This is a genomic window from Brucella pecoris (assembly GCF_006376675.1).
Taxonomy (GTDB): Bacteria; Pseudomonadota; Alphaproteobacteria; order Rhizobiales; family Rhizobiaceae; genus Brucella; species Brucella pecoris.
Map to the genome: position 1 here is coordinate 169,713 of NZ_VEWK01000009.1, position 16,368 is coordinate 186,080.

A 16,368-nucleotide genomic window follows, 5' to 3' on the forward strand; every position below is an offset into this window, starting at 1 on the left:
GCGGCTAACGAAGTTTGTTTATCCTGTCAGGGAGGTGGATGTGATGCGCGGATTTGTCGTGGCTGTGGCGCAAGATGGCGAGCACCGTTTTTCAAAACAGGTCGTGCCCGAAATCCGCATCGTCACGGGGCTTGGCGTCGAAGGCGATGCGCATCAGGGCGTGACGGTGAAGCACCGTTCACGTGTGCGGGCCGATCCGACGCAACCCAATCTGCGACAAGTGCATCTCATTCATGCCGAGCTTTTCGACGAGCTTGCGGAAAAGGGTTTTGACGTGGCGCCTGCCGATCTCGGCGAGAACGTTACCACGCGCGGCGTCGATCTTCTGGGGTTGCCGCAGGGCGCTTTGATCCGGATCGGCGACGAGGTCGTTCTGGAGGCAACTGGCCTGCGCAACCCCTGCGTCCAGATAGAGAATTTCCAAACCGGGCTTCTCGATGCCGTGCTGGATCGCACGCCCGATGGCGATCTTGTCCGCAAGTCCGGTATCATGACCATCGTTCTTGCAGGTGGCACGGTGAAGGCGAATGACGCGATAGTGGTCGAATTGCCGCCGCTTCCGCATCGCAAGCTGGAGCGCGTCTGAGGATCACGAAATACGGGTTTTTTGGGTGAGCTAACCGATTTAACAAGCCGCTAGTGCAGGCAAAACCAGTGATTTTCGTCATGGCAGGCCTATCAACTTTGCGTCATATGCCCTAGATCATCCCACAATAGGATACAGATTGACATGCGCTGTTGCCGAAATCCGGCTGCAGCCTATTCTTATCGGTTCGGCTTGTCGGCGTTCGATGTTCTGCATGTGTCTAGACGACGGCCGGTCGGTTGCATTTGCGAAGGGCACAAAATGGAAAAAGCAGATATCGGAATGGTCGGCCTTGGCGTCATGGGCTCCAACCTGGCGCTGAACATAGCCGAGAAAGGCTATACGGTAGCCGTCTATGACCGTGATGAGCCTGTGCTGAAAGCCTTCGTTGAAAAGGCTGGCCCGCTGCGCGACAAGATCATCCCTTGCCCCACTTTCGAGGATCTGGCTGCCAATATCCGCAAGCCGCGTCCCATTATCTTTCTCATCAAGGCAGGCAGCCCCGTCGATACTGAGACCACCCGCCTTAAGGCTTATCTTGAGAAGGGCGATATCATGATCGATGCCGGTAATTCCGATTACCGCGATACGGTGCGCCGTCTGAAAGCGCTTGGCCCCAACGATCCGACCTTTGTCGGCATGGGTGTTTCCGGTGGTGCGGAAGGCGCACGCCATGGTCCGTCGATGATGGTTGGCGGTACCGAGGAAGCCTATGAGCGCATCGCGCCGATCCTGCTTGCCGCTGCCGCCAAGTACAAGGACGAGCCTTGCTGTGCACTGGTCGGTCCGGATGGCGCCGGTCATTTCGTCAAGACGATCCACAATGGCATCGAATATGCCGACATGCAGATGATCGCCGAAATCTACGGCATTCTGCGCGATGGGCTAGGACTTTCAGCCCCGGCCATCGGCGATGTGTTCGAGAAGTGGAACGAAGGCCCGCTCAATTCCTATCTGATCGAAATCACCGCCAAGGTGCTGAAGGCGACAGACCCGGAGACAGGCAAGGCGATGGTCGACATGATCCTCGACGAAGCCGGTCAGAAGGGCACGGGCCGCTGGGCGGCCATCGAGGCGCAGATGCTGGGCGTTCCGGCAACGGCCATCGAAGCCGCAGTTGCTGCCCGGTCGCTGTCCTCGATGAAGGCCACGCGTGAACTTGCCGCGAAAGCCTATAAGCCAGGTTCGCGCAGCCTCGACATTTCCGATCAGGCAAAATTCCTCTCCGATCTGGAGCATGGCCTGCTGGCGGGCAAGATCGCCGCCTATGCCCAAGGCTTCGCGGTGATGGAAGCCGCCTCGCAGGAGCATGGTTGGAACATTCCGCTTGCCGAAACCGCCCGTATCTGGCGTGCAGGCTGCATCATTCGTTCGCAGCTTCTGGACGATATCGCCCATGCCTTCGAAGACAGTGAAAGCCGCAACCTGCTGCTCGCACCTGCTTTCGTGGAGCGCATGAGCAAGGCTTCCAAGGGCCTTCGCCAGATCGTCGCCAAGGCGGCGCTCGCTGGTCTGCCTCTGCCTGCACTCGGCTCAGCGCTCAGCTATTTCGACAGCTTCACGCAGCCGCTCGGCACGGCCAATCTCATTCAGGGCCAGCGCGATTTCTTCGGTTCGCACGGCTTCAAGCGCATAGATAAGGATGGGGATTTCCACGGTCCCTGGGGCGAATAAAATTCGCTGTAATTGAAAAAGCCGCCCACTGGGCGGCTTTTTTATTTTAATCCGCCAGTACGAGCAGATCATGCGAGGCGAAATGCACCGTCACCTTGTCGCCGCGTTGCGGCGGAGGCTGGGTCGGGTCGTTGAATGTATCGAACGATAGCCGGTTCTTGCCGAGTGTCACGCGTGTGCGAATGACGGAGCCGAGAAAATGTACATCATCGATGGTCGCATCCAGTGAGGTATCGTGGCTTTTGCGAGCTTCGAGGCTCACCGCTTCAGGGCGCAAGGCCAGTGTCAGCGCCTTGCCCTTCGGATGATGGTCGAGCTTTTCCTGCACGGTGATGGTGCGGCCGTCGAGATCGATGCTGTTCTTGCCCGGCTCGCTGACCGAGGCTTCCAGCATGTTGAGCGTGCCGACGAAGGATGCCACGAAGCGCGAGGCAGGGCGGTTATAGATGTCGAAGGGCGAGCCGATCTGGTCGGCACGGCCTTCATGCATGACCACGATGCGGTCGGAAATCGACAGCGCTTCTTCCTGATCATGCGTGACGAAGACGGTCGTAATGCCGAGTTTTTGCTGGATGGCGCGGATTTCTTCGCGCAAGGATATGCGGATTTTCGCATCCAGCGCCGAAAGCGGCTCGTCGAGCAGAAGAACCTGCGGCTTGGTGGCCAGCGCGCGGGCAAGTGCGACGCGCTGCTGCTGGCCGCCAGACATCTGATAGGGATAACGATCCGCCAGATGATCGAGGCGGATGAGACCCAGCATCTCCTTCACCGTGGCATCGATTTCCGCCTTCGGCTTTCCGGCAACGCGCAGGCCGAACGAAACGTTCTGCGCCACCGTCATATTGGGAAAGAGTGCATAAGCCTGAAACACCATGCCGATATTGCGCTGGTTCGGCTTCAGATCGACCACATCCTTGCCGTTAATTTCGATGGCGCCGCTGTCGGGTCCCTCGAAACCGGCGATCATGCGAAGAACGGTTGTCTTGCCGCAGCCCGAAGGGCCGAGGAAGGATACGAATTCGCCCTTTTCCACGGCGAGATTGAAATCGTGGACGACGGTATTGGCGCCGAAGCTCTTTTTCAGGTGCTTGATATTGAGAAAAGCCATGAATGTTACCCGGCGGTTGTCTTGAATTTATTGAGGCGCGAGACGAGCTGCAGCATGATGATGCTGAGCCACGTGATGCCGAACGAAATGATCGCCAGCGCCGACGGTTCGTAGGCGCGGTTTGCGCCGACGAGCTGCAGGTAGGGACCGAAGGCCGGACGGTTCAAAAGCGAGGCCAGCGTGAATTCGCCGATGACGATGGCGAATGTGATGAAGGCACCGCTCATCACGCCGGAGATCACGTTTGGAAAAATCACCTTGAACATGATGCGGCCCCAGCCCGCGCCGAGGCTTTGGGCTGCTTCCGTCAGCGTATTGACGTCGATGGTGCGCATCGCCGTATCGACGGCGCGATACATATAAGGCAGCGAGAGGGTCATGTAGCCGAACATCAAAAGCAGGTCGGTCGCGCGCGTGGATGCCGTAAATGGCAGCCACGACGACGAGTTGTAGATGCGTAAGTAACCGAACACGATGACGATGGCCGGAATGACCAGTGGCATCAGTGTGATGAATTCCATCACCGGGCGCAATTGCGGCAGGCGCAGGCGCACCCAATAGGCCGTCGGCACCACCAGCAGCACACCGAAAACAATGGTCAGCAGGCCAAGCAGGATCGAATAGCCGAAGGTCGCCTGGAAATTCGGATCTGCGAACACGACCCGATAGGCATCGAAGGAATATTCGCCACGCCGCATGCGCAGCGAGAATTCGAATGTGCCGATCAGCGGGACGAGGAAGTAGATTGCGCCGATCAGGAAGGCGATCCAGGCGCCGATCTTCTGGGCGTTGAAGCCTTTCTTTTTCATCGCTGCCACCTCTCGGCGCGCATGCGCAGCCATATATAGATGAGGTTGGAAACACCCGTAATGACGATCATGCCAAGTGCCAGCGCATAGCCGAGGTTCTGATTATGCAGAACGTCGCCGCGAATCTGCGCATAAAGCAGGATCGGCACGATGTTGAGCGAGGAGCCCGTCAATGCGTAGGCGGTCGCAATGGCGCCGAAGGCATTGGCGAACAGCAGAAGCGTCGTGCCAAGCAGACTTGGCCACAGGATCGGAAAGGCAACCATGCGCCAATATTGCGTGGTGGTCGCACCCAGAATGGATGAGGCTTCGCGCCATTCTTTCTTCAGGCCGTCGAGCGCTGGCGTCAGGATCAACACCATCAGCGGTATCTGAAAGAAGAGGTAGGTCAGCGTCAGGCCGAAGAAGGAAAGCAGGTTGAAGCCTGTCGAATAGAGGTTGAAGCCGAACCATTCCCTGAGCAGGATCGTCACAAAGCCGGTCCGCCCGAGCGTCGCCAGAAAAGCGAAGGCAAGCGGCACACCCGCAAAGTTCGATGCCACGCCGGAAAAGGTCAGGACCGTCGGACGCAGCCATGATGGCAGGTTGCCGAGAACCACCGCCCAGGCGAGAAAGAACCCGATAATCGCGCCGCCAATGGCCGATGCGAGGCTGACTTTGATCGATACCCAGTAGGCGCTCATGATCTGCGGCTGGAACAGATCGTGGATGTTCTGAAGCGTAAAGTTTCCGGCAGGGTCCTGAAAGGCACCGATGATGAGATACATCGTTGGCCAGATCAGAAACAAAATGGCGAAGATGAAAAACGGTGTCACGCCAAGCCAGGACAACGGAAGCTGGCGCTTGCGCACTCCGCTGGGGGCTGTTGTTTCGGCTACTGCACTCATGCGCTCTTTCTTTAGACCGGTTCCCGCCAGAACGGAACTGACAGAACCGTTCCGACTTTTTGTTTTTATTTTTTGCGATCAGCAGGGCTGCCATTCGCCCCTGCCGGAAATAGCTAGAGCATTTCCTGTTTTGATTGAATCATTGAAAATGCTCTATCCATTTGTTTTTACCCGCATCTTTTCCGAAAATCGCTTCGCACTTTTCGGGATGCGCATCCTGTTTGCCAAAGAGCGTGTCGCTGTTTGGAAAAGAGGACCGGCGACACAGATGAAAGCCGCTTTGATATCGCGCCGACCGTGTAAGGCCGACGCGATATGTGTTCGATGCGACAGGCGCGCTTACTGTACGTTCGCGCCCACGACGCTATCCCATTCCTTGGTGATCGAGGTCTGTGCGGCCTCGATCTGTTCCAGCGTCGGGAAGATCGCCTTTTCATAGGCTGCTGCCGGTGGCAGCTTGTCCAGCAGTTCCTGCGGGATCTTGCCAGCCTTCGCCATCGCGTTGAAGCGGATCGGGTGGCAGTAGCCCTTCAGATAGCCGAGCTGGCCTTCATCCGAATAGATGTGTTCCATCCACAGCTTCGCAGCGTTCGGATGCGGTGCGTAGGCGCTGATCGCCTGAACATACACGCCAGCGATAACGCCGGACTTCGGAATGACGGTTTCGATTTCCGGGTTGCCCTTGAGCGTGTCGCGGTCAGCGAGCGCATTGTAGTCCCAGCGGATGACGATCGGGGTCGAGCCCTGTGCCAGCGAAGCAGCCTTGCCGATGACCGGAACGAAATTGCCGTTGGCATTCAGTTCCTTGTAGAATTCAAGGCCCTTCTTGCCTGCGGCTTCGCCCGGTTCCGCACCACGGGCAATACCGGCGGCATGAACGCCGAGGATAGCCTGTGCCGAAACGCGCGGGTCACCTGCAAGCGCAACGGAGTTTGCGTAGTCGCTCTTCAGAAGGTCTTCCCAATCCTGCGGGATGTCCTTGACGATGTCCTTGTTCACTTCGAATGCGAGGACGCCGTAATAATCGCCGTACCAGTAGCCTTCGGCATCCTTGGCGCTGTCTGGAATTTCGTCCCAGGTCGCAACCTTGTATGGCTGGATGAGGCCGTCCTTCTTGGCTGATGCGCCGAAGGCAAAGCCGACGTCGATGACGTCAGGAGCCTGCGGGCCCTTGTTGTCCTTGTTTGCCTTGATGGCTTCGATTTCATCGCCCGAACCGGCGTCCGGGTTCAGTTCGTTGACCTTGAGGCCGTATTTGTCCTTGAAGCTCTGGATGACTTCGCCATAGCCGCACCAGTCATGCGGGAGCGCGATTGTCGTCAGTTCGCCTTCTGCCTTGGCAGCGGCGATCAGTTCGGCTGACGGTTCAGCAGCGGCGATGGAAACCCCGGCAACGGCGATTGCCGTCGAAAGCGACAGCAGACGCGCTGTGTAAGCAAGCATTTTTTGACTCCCCTGTTTAAGGTCCGGCGAACGCCCCCGGTCGATTCCGGTGCTCGCGCATTCCCGATACCCGCCCTACATGACGGTTGGATGACAGTTTATGGTTTGTCACAAACTGCCAGCGGCGGAAAGTGAAACACGTTTTCAGGGACTTAGCAATTCATCCGTTAGCGGGAGTAGCATTTTTATGACAAGAAATGTGACAGTGAATTCGTCACTGTCATAATTCTGCGAGAGGCTTTTCCCTGCGCGACAACGGTTTGTCCCAGCGCGGCATCAATGTCGGATATGGGGGGTAAACGAAAATTTCCGAAAGACGGGCGAACCCTTGCGGGTTTCGAATGAAACTATGACAGGGGCGAACCAGAGCGCGTCCGAAAGGTGTGAAATGCCTTTCGGACGAAACGCGCTCTAATGTCCCCCACCGCCACCGGCAACCTGTTTTGGTTTGCGCAGCATGATGGCGCAGACGGCGAGCGAACAGAACATCATCGTAAGGATGAAGAACACGTCGATGAAGGACAAAAGGGTCGCTTGCTGGCGCACCATGCCGGAAAGCTTGGAAATGGCGATTGTCGCCCCATCCATGCCAGCCGCGTTGTACTTGGCCGTCAGGTTGGCGATCATCTTCTCAGCTTCGGCATTGCCCCAGCGAACGTGCTCGGCCAGACGCTCATAATGCATGTCGCCACGGCGGGTCAGGATCGTGTTGATCACAGCAAGGCCGACGGCGCCGCCCAGATTACGCGTCAGATTGAATAGGCCAGATGCGTTTTTCAGCAAGGCAGGCGGCAGCGTGCCGAGCGCCAGATTGTTGATCGGCACCATGCACAGCATCAGCGAACAGCCGCGCAGTATCTGCGGCAGTAACAATTCGTAGAAATCCCAGTCGGCAGTGAGGCCGGTCACCATCCAGGTGCCTGCCGCGAAACCGAGAAAACCGATCATCATCATCAGGCGCGGGTCCATCCTGTTGGACAGGAAGCCCGCGAGCGGCGCGGTGAAGAACATGGCAAGGCCGCTGACGAAGAGCGCTTCGCCGATCATGAGGGCGTCATAGCCGCGAACGCTGCTCAGATAGAGCGGATAGAGATAGGTGAGGCCATAGAGGCCGACACCCATCACGAAGGAGAACAGCGAGCCGAATGCGAAATTGACGTTCTTGAAGGCGCGCAAATCCACGATGGGCTCTTCTGCCGTAAAGGCTCTGAAGAAGAAGAGAATACCGCCAACCGTCATGATGATCGTCAGGATGAAGATCGCATTGTCCTGCAGCCAGTCATTGCGCGGTCCTTCTTCCAGAACATACTCCATCGAGCCGAGGAATGCTGCCATACCCGCAAGCCCCCACCAGTCGAACTTGCTCAAAAGCGAGCTGTCGCCCTCGTCGAAGTCGATGAGGTTCCATGCGGCGATGGTGACGAGAATGCCAGGGCCGACATTGACCAGAAACAGCCAGTGCCAGGAGAAGGCGTGGCTGAGATAGCCGCCGACCGTGGGGCCGATGGTCGGCGCAAGCGTTGCCACGAGGCCGATCATCGGCGAGACGATCGAACGCTTTGAAGGCGGGAAGATGGTGAATGCGGCTGCGAAAACGCTGGGGATCATGCCGCCGCCGATAAAGCCCTGAATGGCGCGGTAGACGATCATCTGCTCGATGTTGGTCGCCGTCGCGCAGAGCACGCTGGCAAGGGTAAAGCCCGCAGCCGAAATGGTGAAGAGAACGCGCGTCGACAACAGGCGCCCAAGGAAACCCGATAGCGGAATCATGATGACTTCCGCGATCAGATACGACGTCTGGACCCAGGAGATTTCGTCAGAACTGGCGCTCAGACCGGCCTGGATTTCAGCAAGCGACGCCGAGACGATCTGAATGTCCAGGATTGCCATGAACATGCCAAACACCATGGCCAGAAAGGCGAATGCCTTCTTGGGGTCGATGCGGTCGTCTGCCGGGACCATTGGCCCCATTGTCGTGTCTGCAGCCATGACGGCGCACTCCGGAATGGAAGAAAGGGGCGGTGCGAAGCCGTTTTGCCGCGCCGCCATCTGTTATTTCAGTTAGGGCATTTCCGAGCCAAAAGTGCAAAGCGGCTTAGCGTCGGATAATGCGTAGAAACAAAGAGATAGAGCGGTTCTACAATTCCGTTTCAACTGGAACCGCTCTAATCTGCCGAACTTGATCAGTTCGTTTTGTCTTCAGGTGCCGTGCGCGTATCGATATCGACCACGACACTCAGGCCTGCGCGGATCTTGCCGGATTCCAGCGCCTCCTTCGGGATCATGATACGCACGGGAACGCGCTGCACGATCTTGGTGAAGTTGCCGGTCGCATTTTCCGGCGGCAGCAGCGAGAACACTGCTCCCGAAGCTGGTGCGATGGACGCGACCTTGCCGTCGAACTTCGTGCCGTCGATTGCGTCGACATAGATATGCGCGGTTTCGCCGGTCTTGATCTTTGCGAGCTGTGTTTCCTTGAAGTTCGCATCGATATAAAGCTCATTGACGGGGACGAGTGCCGCAATCTTCTGGCCCGGTGAAACGAGATCACCCTTCTTACCGGCAAGATTACCGATCACACCGTCGAACGGTGCGCGCAGCGCCGTGAAGGAAAGATCGCGCGCTGCCTTGTCGCGGGCAAGTTCCAGCGATTTCATCGTGCTTTCGGCTTCGCTATACTGGGCATTGAGCACTTCGATATTGGCCTTGGCGGAAGCGATCTGTGCGTCCGTTCCTGCGAGCTTGGCGCGAGCCTGGTCGAGCGAGGACTGGGCCGTGTCGAGATCTGCCTGCGCGACGAAACGTGTTGCGTGAAGCTTCTGCACGCGTGCAATCGTGTTCTGTGCGTTGGTCAGAACAGCCGTTGCGGCCTGCTTGTCGGCGTTTGCCTGCAGGAGCAGCGCCTGCGCGGCATCGGTTTCCGCCTTGATGCGGACGAGCGTCTGCTGCTGGGTTGCGAGCTTGGCTTCGGTTTCGTCGAGCGCAATCTGGTAGTCGCCCGCATCAAGCTGGAAGATCACATCGCCAGCCTTCACCTGCTGATTGGCCGCCACCGGGATGTTTTCGATGTAGCCGGTAACCTTCGGTGCGATGGACGCGATGTCGCCTTGTACATAGGCGTCATCGGTCGAAACCATGAAACGTCCGACCGTCCACCAGTTGTAGCCGAACCAGAGGCCGCCAGCGACCGCGACCGCCAGAATGCCGGGGAGAAGGACGCGTTTGCCAAAGCCCTTCTTCTTGCCGCCCTTGGCGGTTTCATTGGGGGTGGTTTCCTGCGGGCTCGGCGTAGTATGGGGCTGCGATCTTTCGTTCACAGGCGCCTCACTTGTCGCCGGCTGGGTTGCCGAGGCGAAGTTCTTGGCGTTGGGGAACGGATGAATATCGGCCTTATCAACGGACTTCGGGGCGGACATAGGGGAAACTTTCTGCACATCCTTCGGATTGAACCGCTCGGTTCGATGTTGACATAAATCAATAAGATGCGCATATCAAGAGGGTATCGAACCGCTTGGTTCGAAAAAAGTTAAGAGTCTTGTGAAATGAAACCCGATCGCAACACCAAAGGAACAACCGATACGATGATGCATGACCGCAACCGGCATGATGAGAAAAACGTCAGTCGACCCGGTGATGGCAAATCGTCCGGTTCCGAAACGGAATGCGGTCGCACACGGCTCGGCGCCGGTCAGGACCCTGCCAAACGCCGCCAAATCCTTGAAGGCGCTCAGGATGTGTTCCTGCGTATGGGGTTCGATGCAGCCAGCATGAACGACATCACGCGCGAAGCTGGCGTCTCGAAGGGCACGATCTACGTCTACTTCAACAGCAAGGAAGACCTGTTTGTAGCCCTTTGCGAACATTATCGCGATACAATGTTTCGTGAACTGATTGCAAAACTCGACAAGGGGTTCAATTCTCGCCAGCAGTTGACCGATTTCGGCGTGGCGCTGGTCACGTTGATAACGTCGTCGACGGCGGTGCGTGCGCAGCGCATTGTTCTGGGCGTCAGCGAGCGCAAGCCGGAGCTTGCAGCCCGCTTCTATGAGCGTGGGCCGAAGCGCAGCCTCGTCCTTATGGCCGACTATCTCAAGGACATGATCCAGAACGGCGAGTTGGAGCCTTTCGATCCCGAAAAGATGGCATATAGTCTTTCTGATCTGTTTCTATCCGGCCTTTATCGCCCCCGCCTGTTTGGCGCGTTGCCGGAACCGCCGTCAGCCGAAACGATTCGCGAGAACGTTGATCTGGCGATCGATTTTTTCTACCGTGCCTACGGTCGAAATCAAAGAAGTGTTCAAAAAGAGAACAACTGATCTTCAGGAAGCGGTCGAGTGATACTTATTTGGCTTTTAGACTTATAAATTTCTCAAGAGAGCCTTAATTTCTACATTGTTTTTTGTGTGTAATGGTTTGCAATCCATTAATTGCGGGTTGTCAGAGACCCCATTTTTTATGTCACTCATAAATGATTGAAGAGCTTTTGAGCTATGATTCGCTGATATTCCAAATACAGTAAAATAATAGCGCTTGGGCTTGAGTACCAAGGATATTGTAGAAATGACACTCGACCTCATTCATTTTCCGAATTTCAAAAAGACCTTCTTTGGAACGGCTTTCCAAAGCGACACACTTGCTCTCCTGACGCGAATTCGCGACGAGATCGGTTGCCGCCACATCATGCACACCTATCGCGGACGGATGGGTGATTGTGCAAAGACCAATTCCGCAGATCTTACGGTCGTGATGACCGTGCCGACAAACTGGGCCGCGCGGTACTCCACCAAGAACTATTTCGTCATCGATCCGATCTTTCAGGAAGATGCGCCTTATTTCCAGAACGATGCCAGCGGCATTGTTCGCGATCTTCAGGAAGATGCCGACCAGTGCCCTGATATCGCCGAACTGTTGCAGGACGCCGAGAAGCACGGGCTGGGCAATATTTTCATTGCCGTATCGGCCCGCAGCCAGAAGGGCGCGGTGGGATGCAGCTTGTTCAGCTTCGATATCAGCCCGGATGAGGATCGCGAACAGTTTGTGGCCAAGCTTCGGCCGCGGCTTTTGAGCCTGTCCGGGATCATTCATTCCGCCCTGTGCGGCTGTAAGGATGTTGCGACTGTCGCAAGCCTTCTCACTCCGCGTGAAGTGGATTGCCTGCGCTGGGCCGCAAGCGGCAAGACAGACGGAGAGATCGCAGAAATTCTGAGCATCGCGCGCTGGACTGTCGTGACCTATCTGCAGAATGCGAAGATCAAGCTTAACTGCTCCAACCGTACTTCGGCAGTGGCGACCGCGCTTTCGCTCGGCATTATCGAAATGCCGGAAGTCCACCATCTGATGTAATGTCGGCAGCCATATAAAATGACAACGACACCGGATGTTTCATGCATCCGGTGTTTGAGGTATTTTCTCCCCGCATTTGCCGTGCGCAAAACCGCTTCGCACCTTTGCTGGAAATGCTTCAGGCCCTTTTTCTAAGTGGAAGGCGCGCGGCGTCAAATGCGTTGGCGAGCCGTGCGGTGTTCTTGGCCGGATCTTCGTCCGCATCCTCGAACGCGATGTGGTTCAGCTCCACACCAGCCGTCTTGTCGGTCAGCGTCAGGCGGAAATAGGCATAGACGCCCTGATTGCGAAACTCCATGTCGAGCACGATGGCAGGTGCTGACTGCCAGTCGCAGAGATATTCGCCGCCGTGGCCGAGCTCCAGCGTGCCGGGGAAGAAATAAAGCTCGGTGGCTGAGCTGACGATATCGGCGATATTGGCAAAAAGCTCGCAGCGTATGAAGGCAATGTAATCCGCCGGATCAACCAGGCGAAGATCGGTCGCGACCTCACACAGATTCTGGGCAATGATCGCCTCGCGTTCGTTCGAGAATTGCAGGCTCTTCATCGTTTCACCGCCGATCTGGAGGAACAGGCTGTCACTGTTTTGAAATATATAAAATCCATGGCTATCCATCAATGTATCGCATGCCGGGTATTGATCACCCGGATAAGTTCGGCAACGGCCTTGTAGAATTCCGGTGCGATCATCTGGTCGACATTGACCTGCTTATAGAGCGCACGGGCGAGCGGAACGTCCTCGAAGATCGGGATGGAGTGCTGTGCTGCTATTTCTCTGATCTTCAATGCGATGAGATCCTGTCCTTTTGCCACGACTATCGGGGCCGCATCCTGATCGGGCTTGTAACGCAGTGCTACGGAAAAATGAGTCGGATTTGCGACGATCAGCGTTGCTGTCGGAACGGTGTTGATCATCCGACGGCGGGCACGGTCGCGACCAAGCGAACGCAGGCGCGATTTGACCAGCGGGTCGCCTTCCGACTGCTTCAGTTCGTCTTTGACTTCCTGCCGTGTCATGCGCAGTTCCTGCCGCCAGTGAATACGTGACCAGGCAAGGTCGAAACCCGCAATGGCCGTGATCGCGAGAACATTGGCGACGAGCAGACGCACCATGTTCTCGCGCAGGAATTCCGGCAAGGCGCTGGGGTCTGAAGCGACCGCATCGGTGAAAAGACTGTTACCGTTGAAGAAAACGACAAAAACGATAACGCTTGCAGCCAGAAACTTTGCCAGCGATTTGAGGAATTCCACCTGGCCGGCGCGTCCGAAAATGCGCTGCCAGCCTTTGAGCGGGGATATGCGCGATGCCTGTGGCCGGATGCGTTCGCCGACGAAACGCGGTGCGTTCTGGAATGCGGAGGCCGCAATACCGGCAAGCGGAATGATGATGAAAACCGGCACCAGCGCTGCGCCGACAGCCAGCGCCAGCACGCCGAACAGACGGCTTGCATCTTCTGCGCTGTTGAGGAGCCAGTCCTCGGGGCGGTCGATCAGCTCACGCAGGAAGACGGCGAGCTTCGTGGTGGCAGGCCCTGCGACAAAGACCGCGATAATCAGAAAGGAAGCGATACCGGCGAGGATCGGCGTTTCACGGGAGAAGGGCATATTGCCCTTGTCCAAGGCGTCGCGGATCTTCTGCTCGGTGGCTTCTTCTGTTTTGCTTTCCTTGTCAGCATCATCTGCCATGGGTCACACAGGGATTAGGCTGCGGTTTCGCCAGCGTCGAGGGTGATGATACCGCGCTCGGAAAGATCGATGGCGATACGGGCGATCGTGCGGCGCGCATCGGCGATGTTCTGCGCGGTTATGTTGCCCTGCTCGGCGCCAAGCTCGGTTTCCACCATGCGGCGTCCCCGGGTCGAGAGCGACGAGAGAACGAGTTCCTGAAGCCTCGTGTCGGCTCCGCGCAGCGCGGTTGCGATCTGTTCCGTCTGCACTTCATCGAAGAGCAGCAGGCGCGCGCGCTGCGACAGGCGCTCAATATCTTCAAAGGTGAAGAGCTTGGCCTTGATGCGGTTGAGATCGTCGCGGTTGAGATCCTCGAGGCTCGCCATCAGTTCTTCCATCTCGCTTCTGTCGAGCTGGTTGAAGATATTGGCGATCTGGCCGTGATGAGCCTTGACCGGTCCGGCGTCGCCGCGACCGAGAAGGTCGCGCCGCAGCACGTCTTCGAGAAGTTCGGCAGCCGCTGGTGCCACATTGCCGATATGAAGCGAGCGCTGCACGACGGCATTGCGTAACTGTGGCGGCAGAACAACGAACAGCCGCGCTGCAAGGTCGGAAGGCAGCTTCGACACGATATAGGCGATGATCTGCGGATGCTGGTCCGTCAGATAGGCCTGCAGGCTTTCCACGGGCAAGCGTCCGAGCTGTACCCAGACGGATTCCTGAACGAGCTGCGGCTGGACGCGGTCTTCCAGAACGGCATCGACCTCTTCCTGCGGCAGCGCTTCGCGCAACAGGCCTTCGAACCGCTGGGCGGCTTCCGAAACCGGCGCGCCTTCGGCAAAGGAGTCCTCGAACTGCTTGACGAGCTGTTCGAAATCGAGCGGAGAAATCGGCTCCAGCGTGCGAGCATGACCGGCAAGTTTGCGCAGGTCCTCGGCATTGAAGTGCTTCAGAAGACGCGAGGCGGCGGGGCGTCCGATGGCAACAAGGATCGCCGCCGCTTTTTGAGAGCCGGTCAACGTATCGATAAGCCCGGTGGAGCCGTCTTCGGCCAGGGCTTGCTGCTCGTTTTCGGTCGAAGTGCCTGTCATGAGAATACCCGCAGTGCGTCTGTTACTTGCCGATGATTTCGGTGAGGCTGACACCGAAACGCGAGGAATCGTCTTCTAGAACGATAACTTCGCCGCGAGCGATGACCCGGCCATTGACCACGATATCGACTGGATCGCCGATCTGCTTGTCGAGCGTGATGACCGCGCCGCGGCCGAGCTTCATCAGATTGGCAACCGGCATGGTCGTGCCGCCAAGAACGACCTGAACATCGACCGGGATGCCCATGATAAGTTCAAGATTGGGCTTGGATGGACCCTTCTGCGTGCTGCGCGGCTTTTCCTCGCGCAGTTCCTCAATGGCTTCGTCCAGTTCCTGCTGCATGTTCTTGTCCTTGTTGTCAGCGCTCATGCCTGCCCCGCAAGTTCGACGGTAGCTTTACGAACCGCGCGACGCACGAAAACCGGCAGCGCGTTCTTTTCCTTCGGGAGCGATTGTTCGGTGGGGGTCGCGATTTTTTCTTGCCGTTGCGGCGCGCTGTCGGCGACATTGCGCGCATGGCGGATGTCGCGGGTCAGCGCCTTGCGCAGCCGGTTCAGTTCCTCGATTGCCTCGTCCATTTCGCGGCGCACACGCTGCGTTTCGGCAAGGCGGGCTTCTAGCTTGTTGTTTTCGTCGGCCAAAGCAGTGCCAAGATCGGTGCGTTCGCTCTGGATCGCCTTAACGGCACGTTCCAACCCGTTGGAAGCGGCGGCAACACGCAGCGCCAGCAGCTTGCCGAGCTTAATCGTCTCGTTGGCCTTGCGGCCAACCACGATGAGCGCAGCAAGTGAGGCAAGAGCCATCATTGTGGAAAGCACGTTAGCCAGCAACAAGCTCATCGATGAAATCCTCTTCCTGATTGACCGGGTCGCCGACCTTGACTGTGAAATGAATGCCGGATTTGCCGAGCGTGCACTTGAAAAGCTGCTGATCGCCGGCGCGCAGGCGCACCTGTTCCATGGCGTCGGCGGGCAGTTTCAGAACCTGCCCGATTTCAAGCATCGACAATGCGTCCAGCGTCATCGATCCCTGCTGGATGAAAGCTTCGAGTTCGATGCGTGCACGGCTGACTTCCTGCCGCATCTTCTTCGCCCAGGTCGGATCGGCCTGATCCATCGGACGGCGCAGAAAGGCTGCGACTGCATCCTGCATCGGCTTGTGTGTGCTGCGCGGCAAAAGCAGATGAACCTGCCCGGTTCTGCCTGCGGCAGTGACATCGATGCGGCATACAAAAAGGCGCGAGCGCTCGAAATTCTCACGGTCGAATTCAGCCGTGTCGGTGCATTCACCGGGAATGAAAAGCGTCTTTCCGTTTCCGGCAAAAACCTGATCGAGCGAACCGGCAAGATGACCGGCAAGCAGCGCAGAAATCTTGTGTTCCAGCATGCCGAACGGGCGCTCGTCATCGACGCTACCCATATTACCCTGTGCGCCATACATCGCTTCAATCACGGAGAAAACGAGCGCAGCATCGGCAGTGAGGTAGAGCGTACAGCCCCAGCGCTCGGCCTTCAGCGGCGCGATGATCGCCGCCTTGTCGAGAATGTCGGCAAAGGCAGCATCGTCGGTGCTTTCCACCTGGCCTGCTTCAATGTCGAATGCAGCGGCACTGCCATGTTTCAACCGGTCGCAGAAATGTGTCGAGGCATCCTTGAACACATGGGCAAGCGATTTCAAATCGTCGCCCGAAAGGCCCGCTGCACGCAGCAGATTCTCGGCCAGAACATCGGTTTTGCGGTTTTGCCCCAATGTCGTCAT

The 16,368-nt window shown here is 57.4% G+C and carries 16 protein-coding genes; 4 read left to right on the forward strand and 12 right to left on the reverse strand.

The window, feature by feature from the left end; all coding sequences use genetic code 11:
- Window positions 1–43: 43 nt before the first annotated feature.
- The gene (locus FIB18_RS16880) at window positions 44–586 is read left to right on the forward strand and encodes an MOSC domain-containing protein (protein WP_140021811.1); all 543 of its coding nucleotides are present in this window, start codon (window positions 44–46) and stop codon (window positions 584–586) included.
- Window positions 587–847: 261 nt separating this feature from the next.
- The gene (gene gndA / locus FIB18_RS16885; protein ID WP_140021812.1) at window positions 848–2,260 is read left to right on the forward strand and encodes an NADP-dependent phosphogluconate dehydrogenase; all 1,413 of its coding nucleotides are present in this window, start codon (window positions 848–850) and stop codon (window positions 2,258–2,260) included.
- A gap of 46 nt (window positions 2,261–2,306) precedes the next feature.
- On the opposite strand, the gene FIB18_RS16890 is transcribed toward gndA, so the two are convergent.
- From FIB18_RS16890 to FIB18_RS16915, 6 genes are all read right to left on the reverse strand, one after another.
- Entirely contained in the window at window positions 2,307–3,368 is a 1,062-nt protein-coding gene (locus FIB18_RS16890; protein ID WP_140021813.1) for an ABC transporter ATP-binding protein, read from the reverse strand.
- A gap of 5 nt (window positions 3,369–3,373) precedes the next feature.
- Window positions 3,374–4,177 carry an ABC transporter permease gene (locus FIB18_RS16895; RefSeq protein WP_140021814.1) on the reverse strand — a complete coding sequence of 268 codons (804 nt, stop codon included), beginning with the start codon at window positions 4,175–4,177 and terminating at the stop codon, window positions 3,374–3,376.
- Window positions 4,174–5,064 carry an ABC transporter permease gene (locus FIB18_RS16900; RefSeq protein ID WP_140021815.1) on the reverse strand — a complete coding sequence of 297 codons (891 nt, stop codon included), beginning with the start codon at window positions 5,062–5,064 and terminating at the stop codon, window positions 4,174–4,176. The genes FIB18_RS16895 and FIB18_RS16900 overlap by 4 nt, the downstream gene beginning before the upstream one ends.
- A 339-nt stretch (window positions 5,065–5,403) precedes the next feature.
- Window positions 5,404–6,507: an ABC transporter substrate-binding protein gene (locus tag FIB18_RS16905; protein ID WP_140021816.1), complete on the reverse strand. Its 1,104-nt coding sequence runs from the start codon at window positions 6,505–6,507 to the stop codon at window positions 5,404–5,406.
- Window positions 6,508–6,918: 411 nt separating this feature from the next.
- Window positions 6,919–8,496, reverse strand: coding sequence for a DHA2 family efflux MFS transporter permease subunit (locus FIB18_RS16910; RefSeq protein ID WP_140021817.1), 1,578 nt, complete (start codon window positions 8,494–8,496; stop codon window positions 6,919–6,921).
- A 194-nt stretch (window positions 8,497–8,690) separates the two neighbouring features.
- On the reverse strand, window positions 8,691–9,923 hold the full coding sequence (locus FIB18_RS16915; RefSeq protein ID WP_140021818.1) for an HlyD family secretion protein: 1,233 nt from the start codon (window positions 9,921–9,923) through the stop codon (window positions 8,691–8,693).
- Window positions 9,924–10,049: 126 nt separating this feature from the next.
- Here FIB18_RS16915 and FIB18_RS16920 point away from each other — a divergent pair, with 126 nt between their 5' ends.
- Together FIB18_RS16920 and FIB18_RS16925 are read left to right on the forward strand one after the other, a co-directional pair.
- Window positions 10,050–10,823 carry a TetR/AcrR family transcriptional regulator gene (locus FIB18_RS16920; RefSeq protein WP_140021819.1) on the forward strand — a complete coding sequence of 258 codons (774 nt, stop codon included), beginning with the start codon at window positions 10,050–10,052 and terminating at the stop codon, window positions 10,821–10,823.
- 244 nt (window positions 10,824–11,067) lie between these two features.
- Complete coding sequence (locus FIB18_RS16925) at window positions 11,068–11,850, forward strand: helix-turn-helix transcriptional regulator (RefSeq protein WP_140021820.1); 783 nt, start codon at window positions 11,068–11,070, stop codon at window positions 11,848–11,850.
- Between the two features lie 118 nt (window positions 11,851–11,968).
- Here FIB18_RS16925 and FIB18_RS16930 read toward each other — a convergent pair whose 3' ends face one another.
- From FIB18_RS16930 to FIB18_RS16955, 6 genes are all read right to left on the reverse strand, one after another.
- Window positions 11,969–12,397 carry a hypothetical protein gene (locus FIB18_RS16930; protein ID WP_140021821.1) on the reverse strand — a complete coding sequence of 143 codons (429 nt, stop codon included), beginning with the start codon at window positions 12,395–12,397 and terminating at the stop codon, window positions 11,969–11,971.
- 68 nt (window positions 12,398–12,465) lie between these two features.
- Complete coding sequence (gene flhB / locus FIB18_RS16935; RefSeq protein WP_140021822.1) at window positions 12,466–13,536, reverse strand: flagellar type III secretion system protein FlhB; 1,071 nt, start codon at window positions 13,534–13,536, stop codon at window positions 12,466–12,468.
- A 14-nt stretch (window positions 13,537–13,550) separates the two neighbouring features.
- Window positions 13,551–14,609, reverse strand: a complete 1,059-nt coding sequence (locus tag FIB18_RS16940) for a flagellar motor switch protein FliG (protein ID WP_140021823.1) — start codon at window positions 14,607–14,609, stop codon at window positions 13,551–13,553.
- A gap of 22 nt (window positions 14,610–14,631) precedes the next feature.
- A complete protein-coding gene (gene fliN, locus FIB18_RS16945; protein ID WP_061347645.1) occupies window positions 14,632–14,979 on the reverse strand; it encodes a flagellar motor switch protein FliN in 348 nt (115 codons plus the stop codon).
- Window positions 14,976–15,449 (reverse strand): BAB2_0123 family type IV secretion system effector, encoded by a 474-nt coding sequence (locus FIB18_RS16950; RefSeq protein ID WP_140021824.1) that lies wholly within the window; start codon window positions 15,447–15,449, stop codon window positions 14,976–14,978. The genes fliN and FIB18_RS16950 overlap by 4 nt, the downstream gene beginning before the upstream one ends.
- Window positions 15,430–16,368 (reverse strand): FliM/FliN family flagellar motor switch protein, encoded by a 939-nt coding sequence (locus tag FIB18_RS16955; RefSeq protein WP_140021825.1) that lies wholly within the window; start codon window positions 16,366–16,368, stop codon window positions 15,430–15,432. The genes FIB18_RS16950 and FIB18_RS16955 overlap by 20 nt, the downstream gene beginning before the upstream one ends.

What these genes read in the sequence shown, in the direction of transcription:
- FIB18_RS16880 (WP_140021811.1), top strand. Translation starts at nt 44, where the DNA reads ATGCGCGGATTTGTCGTGGCTGTGGCGCAAGATGGCGAGCACCGTTTT.
- FIB18_RS16925 (WP_140021820.1), top strand. Translation starts at nt 11,068, where the DNA reads ATGACACTCGACCTCATTCATTTTCCGAATTTCAAAAAGACCTTCTTT.
- FIB18_RS16950 (WP_140021824.1), bottom strand. Translation starts at nt 15,449, where the DNA reads ATGAGCTTGTTGCTGGCTAACGTGCTTTCCACAATGATGGCTCTTGCC.
- flhB (WP_140021822.1), bottom strand. Translation starts at nt 13,536, where the DNA reads ATGGCAGATGATGCTGACAAGGAAAGCAAAACAGAAGAAGCCACCGAG.
- FIB18_RS16955 (WP_140021825.1), bottom strand. Translation starts at nt 16,368, where the DNA reads ATGACGACATTGGGGCAAAACCGCAAAACCGATGTTCTGGCCGAGAAT.
- FIB18_RS16900 (WP_140021815.1), bottom strand. Translation starts at nt 5,064, where the DNA reads ATGAGTGCAGTAGCCGAAACAACAGCCCCCAGCGGAGTGCGCAAGCGC.
- FIB18_RS16940 (WP_140021823.1), bottom strand. Translation starts at nt 14,609, where the DNA reads ATGACAGGCACTTCGACCGAAAACGAGCAGCAAGCCCTGGCCGAAGAC.
- FIB18_RS16910 (WP_140021817.1), bottom strand. Translation starts at nt 8,496, where the DNA reads ATGGCTGCAGACACGACAATGGGGCCAATGGTCCCGGCAGACGACCGC.
- fliN (WP_061347645.1), bottom strand. Translation starts at nt 14,979, where the DNA reads ATGAGCGCTGACAACAAGGACAAGAACATGCAGCAGGAACTGGACGAA.
- gndA (WP_140021812.1), top strand. Translation starts at nt 848, where the DNA reads ATGGAAAAAGCAGATATCGGAATGGTCGGCCTTGGCGTCATGGGCTCC.
- FIB18_RS16930 (WP_140021821.1), bottom strand. Translation starts at nt 12,397, where the DNA reads ATGAAGAGCCTGCAATTCTCGAACGAACGCGAGGCGATCATTGCCCAG.
- FIB18_RS16920 (WP_140021819.1), top strand. Translation starts at nt 10,050, where the DNA reads ATGAAACCCGATCGCAACACCAAAGGAACAACCGATACGATGATGCAT.
- FIB18_RS16905 (WP_140021816.1), bottom strand. Translation starts at nt 6,507, where the DNA reads ATGCTTGCTTACACAGCGCGTCTGCTGTCGCTTTCGACGGCAATCGCC.
- FIB18_RS16890 (WP_140021813.1), bottom strand. Translation starts at nt 3,368, where the DNA reads ATGGCTTTTCTCAATATCAAGCACCTGAAAAAGAGCTTCGGCGCCAAT.
- FIB18_RS16915 (WP_140021818.1), bottom strand. Translation starts at nt 9,923, where the DNA reads ATGTCCGCCCCGAAGTCCGTTGATAAGGCCGATATTCATCCGTTCCCC.
- FIB18_RS16895 (WP_140021814.1), bottom strand. Translation starts at nt 4,177, where the DNA reads ATGAAAAAGAAAGGCTTCAACGCCCAGAAGATCGGCGCCTGGATCGCC.